We start from the raw sequence: 10,139 nt of genomic DNA on the forward strand, positions 1-10,139 counted from the left end.
TGCCACTACCCTGCCGACCGGGGGTCAAATGCATCACGAACCTTGTCGGCGAACAGGTTAGCGGCCAAAACCAGAATAAACATCAACACAAACGCGGCTGCCACCGACCACCACACCACTGGCTCACGGGACAATTCTGCCCGGGCTTCGTTAATCATATTGCCCCAGCTGGCCATCGACGGATCAACCCCGACCCCAATATAGGACAGCACCGCTTCAGCCAGTACAAACCCGCTGAAGTCGAGCACCAACGCAATCAGAATCAGATGGGTCACATTGGGCAGGATATGACGGCCGATAATACGGCCATGCCGCACCCCGAAGGCCCGCGCCGCCTGCACATAATCCAGCTGGCTGACCTTCAGGGTTTCGGCCCGCAACAAGCGACACAGCCCGGTCCAGCTGGTCATGCCAAGAATGAAACACAACGCCAGAAACTTGAAATCTGCCCGTTCCGTGGTGAGCTGGAACTGTTCGGGATGGGTTTCGATATACACATCAATCAACAGCACCGAAGCCGCGATCAGCAAAATGCCCGGAATCGAACTCAGGGTGGTGTATACATACTGCACCAGATCATCCACCCAACCGCGGAAATAACCGGCCGAGATACCCAGCAAAATCGCCAGTGGCAAGGTCAACAGGGTAGCCAATGTGCCAATCAGAACCCCAGTCCGAATGGCTTTCAATCCCTGATACAACACATCCTGGCCGACCTTGTCGGTGCCAAGAATATGGTAATACTGGCCCAGCTCCAGCACCCAGCAAGCGCCTACGACCAGCACTCCCAGGGTGATATAAATTGTTTTCCATGGCAGCACAGCGCCCATGTCGTCACTCTTTAGGCCACAGCCCTGTGCCGTGCAGCGTAAACGCCATTGCCAATGCAGGATCACCAGGGCAGCCATTATAGCCACCCCCGTCAGAACAGACTTGAGAGAGCGCTGCCATACATCGGCCGCAACACTGTCACCCTCTTGCAAGTGACTGCCCGCATGGGCCAGCCGAGGAAACGCCCGCACGACGTTGCCGTCGTCCGAGGTCTGGTTTTCACGGGCAAACGAGTAAATCGAAAACGGTTCGGAATAGGTGGTTTCATCCTGTCCGTGTAACCCTGCCAGCACCGCATCCAGGACACTTTTGACTTCCTGGCTGTAGTGCACCACTGGCTCGGTCATGGTTTCCGAAGCCGGCTCTGCAACAGACCCGGACGTAGCAATGGCGGGTAATGGCTCGCGGTAATGTAATGAATCCAGCAAGGCCATCAGGACATAAAACAAAATCACCAGAAACGCCGCCGACCCGATACGGGATACAAACACCGAACGCCAGCGCCCTCTGGCCAGAGGGTCTCTGGCCAACTGCACAAAAAACAGTATCAGTGCAGCCACCAGGGCAAAAATCAATAAATCACTCAGCAAAACAACCGGTTGAACAGCCAGCATTACGACAACCTCACGCGTGGATCAACCAGGGTATAGGAGATATCGGTCAGAATCAGACCGATGATATAAAGCACCGATCCCAGAAATACCATACTGCGCACAATGGCAAAATCCTGCGCCTGAATGGCATCCAGGGTATAGCTGCCCAGGCCGGGGATACCAAAAAACGACTCGGTCAGCAGGCTGCCCATAAACAGCGACGGAATCACCACCACCACACTGGTCAGAATCGGAATCAGACCGTTGGGCAAAATATGCCGGAACAACACGGTCAGTTCAGGCACCCCCTTGGCTCGGGCAGTACGCACATAATCCTTGTTGGCTTCTTCCAGAAACAGGGTGCGGTACAAACGCGTACCGCCGCCGATACCACTGATCACCCCGATAATCACCGGTAATATCAGGAAACGAACAGCGTCGATGCCCGCCAGATAACCGGAGATCGGCACCAGATTCCAGGTTTTGGCAAAAAAGTACTGCCCGGCAAATACGTAAAACACCCCGGAAATCGACATCAGCACCACACAGGCCACCATCGCTGCAGTATCAAACAGGCTGGCGCGAAACATCACTACAAACAGCGCAAAGGCAATATTCACCGTCAGCCCGACAATAAAGGTCGGCAACGCCACCGCCAGGCTGGGCCACATGCGCTGCTGGATATCATCACCAATGGCACGGCCTTCGTCGGATTTACCAAAATCCAGCACAAACAGGCGCATCGATTTATCAAAGAAAATGGTATCCGTCAGCAATCCCTGACTGTCGTCCCGATCGTTTATAAACAGCGGTTTGTCATACCCCCGTTGTACTTTCCACTGCTCCACCGCCTGGGGATCAATATGTTTGTCGCCCAGTTGCACCAGTGCCATCTGGTCGGGAGAGTTGACCACAAAAAACAGCGCAAAGGTCAGTACGTTCACCCCAACCAGAATCGGCACGGCATACAGCAAACGGCGGATAATATAAGCCAGCATCAGTGTTGCCCTCCGGTAGTCGCCCGCGATCCGGTTATCACTCGAGCCTGTTGCCGCCGCTGATAAGCACGATAACCGGGGATCATTAACAGCACGACCAAAGCCGCCACCAACATCAACGGCCACCACACCGGCCGGTTACGCTCTGCCCGGGCCTGTTGCCGTTCAGCATTATCAATGCCGTAATATTTCAGTACCGCCTTACTGATGCCGTGAGCCTTGGTGTTCTTTACCCAGGGATTGTTCAGCACATAGGAGTGGGGATGCCAGCCTGACGCCCAGGGCGCATCGTGATGATAAATCGCCAGCATTTGCTTGATAATGGTCATACGCTCGGGAGAATCCGGCATCAGTTTCATCGCTTCGAACAAGCGGTCGTAATCGGCGTTGGCATAGTTGCTGGAGTTCACCCCGGCACCGCCGGTCACTACCTGGCCATTGGCGCTGTATAACAGGAAGAGGAAGTTTTCCGCATCCGGGTAATCGGCGATCCAGCCCCACTGGAACAACTGGGCATTACCCGAGCGCATTTTTTCCTTAAAGCGGTTGTAATCAGTACCGCGGATATTGAGCTGGATACCCAGTTTCTTGAACTGCTTGATCATCCAGATTTGCATGGCACTGGCACTCCCCCCACCACTGGGGGTATCCAGATTCAGTACCAGCGGCTCACCGGTAACGGCATCACGACCGCCAGGATAACCGGCTTCGGCCAGCAAACGCCGGGCTTCATCCAGTGATTTGCGTACCGGTGCACCGGCCGTTTTGGAGCCGGTCAAACGAGCGTTGGTGTCCCAGTCGAAAACATAGGGATTCATCCCTTGTGGCCCCGACTGATAACCAAAAATCCCGGGAGAAATCGGGCTTTGTGCCACTTCACCACGGCCATTGGCAAAAATGGAAATGGCCTCTTCCTGGTTGTAGGCAATAGCAATGGCCTGACGTAATTTACGCGCCCGCTCCTGCTGCAGCGGATCAGGAGCCGTATTCATGTCAGCACCAGCAGTATCCGGCGAAGGCAAACCACCCACCACAGGGTCCAGCATATTAAAGGCCAGATAATAGGTACCGGGCACTACTTCGATTTCCATCCTGATACCCATATCCTGCATTTCCTGACTCAGATGGATGCCCGCAGCACCGATTGAGATGGCCTGGTCAAAGCTGTCGCTGGCAATGCCAGATCGATCGTAATAGCCCTGCAAGAATTTGGTCCATAGCGGGATCGATTCTTTTTCCAGCCGGTACACCGCCTTGTCGATCAATGGCAAGCGAGCACCGGCGGCATCCAGCAATCCGGCTGCGGCGTCACCGGGTTCACCTTCGGCGGGATAAAAGTCGTCGCGGTAATTGGGGTTACGCTGCAGGATAATGGCTTCGTTAGGATCGTTTTTGGTCATCATGAATGGCCCGGTACCCACCGGATACCAGTCCAGCACAATATTGCGGTCGGCCAGGCCGGGCTGGTGATAGAACTCGTCCACCAAGGCTGGCAGCGGCGCAAAAAAGTGCATCGCCAGCCAGTATTTGAACTGCGGGTATTTGCCATTCAGGCGCACGCTGAACTGGTAATCACCCAGCTGCTCAACGCCGGATAACGGGTAATTATCCAGATTCAGCCAGCCGGTTTGTTGATAACGCTCGTCACTGTCGGCCAGTTGCTGCCGGGCAGCAGTCACGGTATCGGCAAAATCGGCCATGCCGACAATATACTCCGCCAGCAATCCCCGAATCGGGGATAGATTGGCAGGGTCAGCCAGCCGCTTGATCTGATAGATATAATCGGCGGCAACCAGTTCACGGCTATCGTGCTGATCAAAATCATCCAGCCCGAGAAAACCGGCGCTGTCGGCGGCCGTCTCAAACCGGTACCGCGGCGTGCCATCGGCATTCCGGGCAAACGCCGGGTGCGGCTGATAATAAATACCCGGCTTGAGGGTAAACACATAGGTACTGAACGCCAGATCCTCGGCATCTTCTGCAACCGGCTCCCCATCGGCATTGCTGTACACGATCTCGGGCAGGCCAGTCAGGGTATTGGCTTCCAGTTGGTACGGGCGCTTCAGATAATGGTATTGCAGCGGCGGATCATAGATCTGGTCGATAAAGCGGCCTTCGTCGGAGCTGTAGGAGCGGGCCGGGTCAAGGTGTTTCGGGCGTTCGGAGAAACTGGAATACAGTACGATGTCATCCGCGTCTTCACCTCCGGGATGGGGGCTGTTAATGGCACTGTCAGAGCAACCGGCCAGACTGGCCAGCATGGTGACGGCCAGCATCATCGCTCCCGCAATGCGCCGATGCCGGGACCATAATCCCATTGCATCCAGTACGCTGGTCGTCTTGCCCATCACCGACTTCAACCGATAAATCGCCATAATCATCCGCTAGAAAAAAACCTGCCACAGTGTGCCATCAAATCAGAAACAGGCAAGTATCCCCCCTGAAGCGCTCGATATTCTGTCTGAACAGTCGATCAATCAATATTCAGGGGCCATTAATGGCTTCAACCGCCACTTCACTGACCATTACTTGCGCTGCCTCACAGTACCGCCTTTGCGCCGCATGGCGTGCTTGATTAGTATTCCTGCCCGGGCGCCAGCATAAACAGGCAACAGAGGGGGCAAAATGTTTCCAGGTCATGAGAAAAAAGCCTGCAGTCACCCCATTACCGGTTATCCCCATGCCCTGCGCCCACGTTGTCCAGCTCATGAACACGGATCACCGACCAGCACCCAGTCAGACACCCGGCTTTGCCAGGATCACGACATGTCGACTGTGTTTACATCCAACCGCTTATCCATCCAAGGAATTTGTCTGTGAGTAACCCCGCCCTCTCCCTGCAGCAACTACACAAAAACCTCGCCAAAGTCATCCATTGTCAGCCGCAGTCATTGCTGTTCACCCTTACGACTCTGCTGTGCCGCGGTCACTTGCTGATTGAAGATGTGCCGGGGTTGGGGAAGACCACACTGGCCCGGGCGCTGGCCAAATCGGTACAGGTGGATATGCGGCGTTTGCAGTGTACGCCGGACGTTATGCCGTCCGATATCACTGGGGTATCGGTGTTTAATCCGCAAGATCAATCCTTCCATTTGTCACCTGGGCCGATTTTCACCAACCTGCTGCTGGTCGACGAAATCAACCGGGCCACCCCCAGAACCCAGTCAGCCTTGCTCGAAGCCATGGCTGAAGGCACCGTCAGTATCGATCGTGAGATCCATGCCTTGCCGGCTGTCTTTATGGTGATTGCGACCCAGAACCCGGTGGAGTTCAGCGGGACTTACCCGCTGCCAGAAGCCCAGCTGGACCGCTTTTTTATGCGTATTTCACTGGGCTACCCCAGCGAAGAACAGGAACTGGGCATCCTGCAAGCACAACTGAGCGGTCATCCACTGGATACACTCGAGGCCGTGATGTCAGACAAAGCGCTGCAAGCATTACAAGCCCATTGTGAAAAAATCCCCCTCAGCGAAGCACTGTTGGGTTACATCAACCAGCTGGTACGTGCCACTCGTGAACATCCCAAGGTGCAACTGGGAGCCAGCCCCCGGGGAGCACTGGCACTGATGCGGGCAGCCCGAGCCATGACACTGTTAACCGGCAAAAAACAGGTCACGCCCCACACCGTGCAGCTGCTGGTTGATCCGGTGCTCAGTCATCGGCTGATATTCCGCAACCCCGGCATGAACCAAGCGGAACAACGTCAGGCATTCTGGGATGATCTGCTGGCACAAATACCGGTACCAGACTTTGCCAGAACCCCCCAAACCCAGGCACCAGCCGCAGAATCATCCTCCGACCAGACCAGGGAAACGGAGAGCAAAACCACCCAAGACACCAACACCAACACCCCCAGAGGCAGAGTCAAAGCCCGCCCTGGTAGTGAGAGCCGCTGATATGTCCTTATCCAACGGCCCAGGCCGATGGTTACAACAACACCTCACCGCCCAGCATTTTTTATGGCTACTGGCGCTGGCCAGCCTGCTTATTGCCTGGAACCGGGGCCTGGCGCTGCTGTACGGCATGCTGGCACTGGTACTGGCGACCTTGTTGGTGTCCTGGTTATTACCCTGGCTGGCACTGCGGCAGATCCAGGTATCCGTACGGCAGATCGACAGTGCCAGCGCCGGGGGCGAAGTGACACTGGAGTATCAGTTCCAACTCCCCAAAACCCGCTACCTGATGCTGTTACGGGAAGATCTGGAATATATCGACCAGCCCGTCACCCACAGAATCCCGATGCTGGCCGATGGCGATCGCCTGCGCACCTATAGTCATTGCCCTTATCGTGGTGTATTTCCGATACAAAGCGTTGAGATTGGCTGTTGCTGGCCCTTCGGTTTTGTCAGTCAGTATCGACAGCTGGAGATTCCCGAACGTCAGATTATTGTCGCCCCCCAGGTCGTGGCGGTGCAGACCCTGCCCGGCGGAGCCGGTAACGATAATGCCCTGATTGAATATCAGCACACCAGCCAGCCCCACGCTCAGGAAGAATACTGTGGCTTGCGCGAATACCGGCCTCACGACTCGCTCAAACACGTGCACTGGTCCGCGTCGGCCCGTCACCAGCAATTACTGGTACGAGAGTACAACAGCCATGCCCAGCCAGACTTTTTACTGGTACTGGATAACGATCGGGCTGACGACATCGGCGAAGCACCACTCTCCACCTTTGAATTTGCCGTATCGCTGGCAGCCTCGCTGATGGAATGGGCCAAACACCAGCAGCAACCCATGCGGCTGCTGGTCCACGGCAACCACGCCACCGATATCGCCATTGGTGGTCACCATCGCGGCAGCAGTGATTATTTATCGGCGCTGGCCTGGACCCAGGCAGATGACGATGAGCCTTACGGCGCACGCGTAGAACAGGCACTGATGAAATACCCCAACAGCGCCACCCTGATCACCGTGCGGAACCTCAGCCAACCGGCGGTATTACCCGATATTCATGGCGGCCATATCGACATACTTATTGCTGATCAGAGCTTTATTTACCCAATGCAATCCTGGCAAGAAGGCTGGAGCCAACCCTCAGCCAACCACTACCAGCTTCACCTTCATGCCAGCAGCAAGCTAGAGAGACAATTCCGTTATGGCGCATTCTGAACGTCGTCCCCACAGCACCGATCTGGCTTGCTCGGTACGCACCACCATTGGCTGGTTTTCGGCACAACTGGCGCTGGCCGTTGCCGGAGCAGGTATCACCCTGTTCGGACCATGGCCAGGGCTGGGGATGGGATTACTGGCGCTGGTCAGCAGCTTGCTGACCCTCGGCCTCGGCCAACTGCCCGCCAGCCTGGCCGAGGCAGCCAACCGCTCCGGAAAGAACCAACAGACCCGCAATGCAGCACCCACTCTGGATGCGGAAGCATCCACTAAAAGCAAGGCCAAGACCGTCTCCGACAGCCTCGCCATCATCGGCCTGATTACCTTTGTTGGACTGATCTTCACCGTTGCTATCCTGCCCGCACTGATGGCCTTGCTGCTATTGGCACAACTGGCCATTAACCTGGTATCCGCAGATACCTCACGGCTGTTCTATGGCTTGATGAACGGCTTTGCCTTTTTACTGATTGGGGCAGCAGAGTCCACCAGCGGTGGCTATTTACTGATCATGGTCGGATATGCCTTTTGTGTGGTGATGACCCTATCGATGCTCTGGTGTATCCAGGCCATGACCACCAGTCAGGTCACCCGTCTGGCATCGTCGGCCAACGACCAACAACCCCACTTCCTTCTGGCAGCCGAAGCGGACACCCCGACACCCGGTGCGACGTCCAGACGCTTCAATAAGCGTTTTTTCCAACCCGCTGCCGCGACCGGAGCCGCACTGCTGCTGGTTGCCATTGCCGGAGCCATTTACCTGTTTATGCCACGCTTGCCCGCCGCCAACCTCGGCGGCCAGTTAGCCAGCGCCGACAGCCTCTACGACAACGCCAGCTGGCAAACACAGGCCAAACGCAGCGGCCAACCCAGCCCGACCGATCCCCAGAACCTGCAGGACGACCAGCAGAGTGATGGCCCGATTCCGTTATGGGAAGGACTCGATCCCAGCGCCCCACAGTTCGACTACCGGGGTTTTCGTGATGAGATGAACCTCAATGACAACCCCTACGGCAACCAGAGCACCACCGCCGCAGATCTGAACCAGGTTATTGCCCTGATGAAAGCCCCTCACGGCAGCTACCTGAAAGTACGCACCTTCGACCATTTTGATGGACTGCGCTGGAGTTCATCAACCACCGCCTTCCATAAACACAACACCAATCAGCAGGGCAAGGTGATACTGCCCGGTGAACAGGAAAATCGCGGCAACTTCCAACAACAAATCACCATAAAACAAGGCATGACAGCCCAATTACCTGCCGCCGGAGACCCTGTCGCCCTGTGGTTGCCTGCTACCGTCATCGCCACCGACCCATTCGGCCAACCGCTCTTGCCAGCACCGCTCAAACCCGGCACCCAATACACGGTGCTGTCGCAACAGCAATGGCTTGACCAGCGCCCGGCCTCTCATGCCCCCAAACCCCGCGACAATGATCTGCAGCTCCCCTACAGCCTGGACAAACGGATTCCGGCGCTGGCCCGCAGCGTAACCGCCAACGCCGACACCCCTTACGCCCAGGCCCAGGCACTGGAACAGCACCTGCGCAGCGACTATCGTTACAGCTTTGAATCGGCGCTGACCTCGCAAGGCATCACCCCATTGCCATCCTTTCTGTTTGAGCGTCGTGAAGGCCACTGCGAATACTTTGCCAGCGCCATGGTGGTGCTGTTACGCACACTGGATATTCCGGCACGTCTGGTGACGGGCTTTTCCGCCAATCAGCAAAACCCGCTCACCGGCTATTTTGAAATACGGGGCATCGATGGCCACGCCTGGGCAGAAGCCTGGATCGACCAACGCTGGGTAACATTTGAGCCCACGGCGTTTTACCAACTGCCCAGCACCACATCCAGCTCGCTCAGTGCCGACCAGATCAACGACTACGTCGACAGCCTCAGCCAACGGCAGCACGCGCTGCCCGGTGATTCGGCATTCTCTTTCGACCAGATTCTGACCACCCTCTGGAACGCCTTGTACCTGCTGTTGATCTTGCCCTTGAGCTACCTGCTGCGAGGCATATTCTGGCTCTGGCCCCTATGGCTGGTACTGGCGCTGGTACTGGCGATAGTTGCCGCAGTTGCCTACCCCAGCCGCCAACGCTGGTGGCGTACTCTCGTAGGACGCTGGGTGACCTTGCGCCTGCAACGTTATCGCGCCAAAGATCCGGCAACCGCACTGACCTTTTACCAGCGCCAGCTGCAACAACTCAGCGCTGCCTGTGGCATTCAACGCCCTCCCGGCCAGCCGCTGGAAGTATGGAGCCAGGCCCTGCAGGACTACCTGCTTGCCAGAGCCAATCAGGGCACTGCCGCAGACACCAGCGAGCCAGAACCAACGGCCGCCTTGCAACAACTGGTCGCCTTGCTCAACACCTGCTGGTATGGCGACCCGGAAACCAGCACCGCCATCCAGTTACCAGAAACACTGCAACCCGGCCTGATTGAATTGGCGAACAGACTGACGGCACGTGCGTAATAACCCGAGCTGGTATTCACTGGCTATTCCATACTGGCCTGTTATCCATTCGCTACAGGGGACATCCATTTAATCCTGCACGGCTCTGCGCGAGTGTTGCCGTTGTTCAGGGCAAGGCGACGAATGCAGCGA

6 protein-coding genes are annotated in these 10,139 nt (G+C 56.5%); 3 read left to right on the forward strand and 3 right to left on the reverse strand.

Features of this window, described 5'->3' with window-relative positions; all coding sequences use genetic code 11:
- Positions 1 to 5: 5 nt before the first annotated feature.
- Genes Q4551_RS14885 through Q4551_RS14895 form a run of 3 tightly spaced genes read right to left on the reverse strand, consistent with a single transcriptional unit; the run spans position 6 to position 4,797 of the window.
- Positions 6 to 1,445 carry an ABC transporter permease gene (locus Q4551_RS14885; RefSeq protein WP_303434662.1) on the reverse strand — a complete coding sequence of 480 codons (1,440 nt, stop codon included), beginning with the start codon at positions 1,443 to 1,445 and terminating at the stop codon, positions 6 to 8.
- Complete coding sequence (locus tag Q4551_RS14890; protein ID WP_303434663.1) at positions 1,445 to 2,422, reverse strand: ABC transporter permease; 978 nt, start codon at positions 2,420 to 2,422, stop codon at positions 1,445 to 1,447. The genes Q4551_RS14885 and Q4551_RS14890 overlap by 1 nt, the downstream gene beginning before the upstream one ends.
- Positions 2,422 to 4,797, reverse strand: a complete 2,376-nt coding sequence (locus Q4551_RS14895) for an ABC transporter substrate-binding protein (protein WP_303434664.1) — start codon at positions 4,795 to 4,797, stop codon at positions 2,422 to 2,424. Before Q4551_RS14895 ends, Q4551_RS14890 begins: the two co-directional genes overlap by 1 nt.
- A 441-nt stretch (positions 4,798 to 5,238) precedes the next feature.
- Here Q4551_RS14895 and Q4551_RS14900 point away from each other — a divergent pair, with 441 nt between their 5' ends.
- The 3 genes from Q4551_RS14900 to Q4551_RS14910 are packed head-to-tail and all read left to right on the forward strand — an operon-like array spanning position 5,239 to position 10,007.
- Positions 5,239 to 6,318 (forward strand): MoxR family ATPase, encoded by a 1,080-nt coding sequence (locus Q4551_RS14900; protein WP_303434665.1) that lies wholly within the window; start codon positions 5,239 to 5,241, stop codon positions 6,316 to 6,318.
- Position 6,319: 1 nt separating this feature from the next.
- Positions 6,320 to 7,531 carry a DUF58 domain-containing protein gene (locus Q4551_RS14905; RefSeq protein WP_303434666.1) on the forward strand — a complete coding sequence of 404 codons (1,212 nt, stop codon included), beginning with the start codon at positions 6,320 to 6,322 and terminating at the stop codon, positions 7,529 to 7,531.
- Positions 7,518 to 10,007 (forward strand): transglutaminase domain-containing protein, encoded by a 2,490-nt coding sequence (locus tag Q4551_RS14910; protein WP_303434667.1) that lies wholly within the window; start codon positions 7,518 to 7,520, stop codon positions 10,005 to 10,007. Before Q4551_RS14905 ends, Q4551_RS14910 begins: the two co-directional genes overlap by 14 nt.
- Positions 10,008 to 10,139: the final 132 nt, after the last annotated feature.

Origin of the sequence: Oceanobacter sp. 5_MG-2023 (assembly GCF_030548165.1) — a bacterium.
Lineage (GTDB): Bacteria > Pseudomonadota > Gammaproteobacteria > Pseudomonadales > Oceanobacteraceae > Oceanobacter.

Coding starts and splice junctions, on each gene's coding strand:
- Q4551_RS14905 (WP_303434666.1), top strand. CDS start 6,320: ATGTCCTTATCCAACGGCCCAGGCCGATGGTTACAACAACACCTCACC.
- Q4551_RS14890 (WP_303434663.1), bottom strand. CDS start 2,422: ATGCTGGCTTATATTATCCGCCGTTTGCTGTATGCCGTGCCGATTCTG.
- Q4551_RS14885 (WP_303434662.1), bottom strand. CDS start 1,445: ATGCTGGCTGTTCAACCGGTTGTTTTGCTGAGTGATTTATTGATTTTT.
- Q4551_RS14910 (WP_303434667.1), top strand. CDS start 7,518: ATGGCGCATTCTGAACGTCGTCCCCACAGCACCGATCTGGCTTGCTCG.
- Q4551_RS14895 (WP_303434664.1), bottom strand. CDS start 4,797: ATGGCGATTTATCGGTTGAAGTCGGTGATGGGCAAGACGACCAGCGTA.